The organism is Paenibacillus sp. AR247 (genome assembly GCF_002968895.1).
Taxonomy (GTDB): Bacteria; Bacillota; Bacilli; order Paenibacillales; family Paenibacillaceae; genus Paenibacillus_AQ; species Paenibacillus_AQ favisporus.
Window position 1 is genome coordinate 1,184,447 of record NZ_PCZT01000009.1, and the last position, 1,074, is coordinate 1,185,520.

The 1,074-nt window shown below is 52.9% G+C and carries 1 protein-coding gene; it reads right to left on the reverse strand.

Annotated elements, in window-relative coordinates; all coding sequences use genetic code 11:
• Positions 1-929, reverse strand: a 929-nt coding sequence (locus CPT76_RS13590) for a thiamine pyrophosphate-binding protein (RefSeq protein ID WP_146116313.1), incomplete at its 3' end; no start/stop codon positions are given.
• Positions 930-1,074 lie beyond the last annotated feature (145 nt).

Genomic DNA, 1,074 nt, shown 5'->3' on the forward strand with positions numbered 1-1,074 from the left:
CGGTGTACGTGCCCGTACTTGCTGTCCGCCCACACCATCCCGACTGCGATGACGCAGTCGGCTTGTTCCACCGCCGTTTGTACTTCAGACGAACCAAACGAGCCGCCGTATACCCCGATATAGTTGGGGTGTGACTCATCGAAAGCACCTTTACCGAACATCATCGTCGCCACCGGAATATTCATGGCATCTGCCAGCTGACGCACCGCCGTTTGAAGTCCGAAACGCATCGCATTCACGTCAACCAGCAAAACCGGCTTGCGGGCCCGGTCAAGCAGCTGGCGCACCTGATCCGCCGCTGCTTTAAGAGTTGTCAGGTTGGATGACGGTTTTGGCGGTGTCGGTTCTCCCCTTCCCATAACAGGCTTTGAGACCAAGTCGTCGGCGATCACCAGATAGACCGGCTTTTTCTTCTCCTTGGCGATCCGGATAGCCGTCGGAATTTCGATCTCGGCATTCTCCGGCGTGACGACAGCCGTATAGGCCGTAATCGGCTCGTACACCTTGCGAAAGACGTCAAAATTGCCGTCCATCAAGGTGTGGTGCATCAGCTTATGCTCCTTCTGATCCTTGTCCGGAGGGGATCCGACGATATGAATCAGCGGAATATGCTCGCTGTTCGCCCCGGCGATCGCGTTGCAGGCACTGAGTTCACCGACGCCGAACGTCGTAATCAGCGCCGAAATGCCTTTGATCCTGGCGTAAGCGTCCGCCGCGTATCCCGAGTTCAATTCATTTCTTCCATTGATAAATTCAATGCCGTTATACTTCTCCAGCGTATCGAGCAGGGTAAAATTATAGTCTCCGGGCACGCCGAAAATTTCGGTGATTCCCTCAAGCTTTAAGCAGTCGAACAAATACTGGCCGAGACATTTCCCTGTGTTGCCAGACTTCTGATTGGTACTTCCCGTCGCCGTCATGTTACCCATTCTTCGCTCACTCCTTATCCATTTCTTGGGCTGTTTCTGTATAACATTACCCTTTCCGTGGACAGGTTATTCTACACGAGGATTCAAACCGCTCCCCAGAGTGGAATGTAAGGAAGTTCTGTCGTTGATGCTGATTACTTTTTTC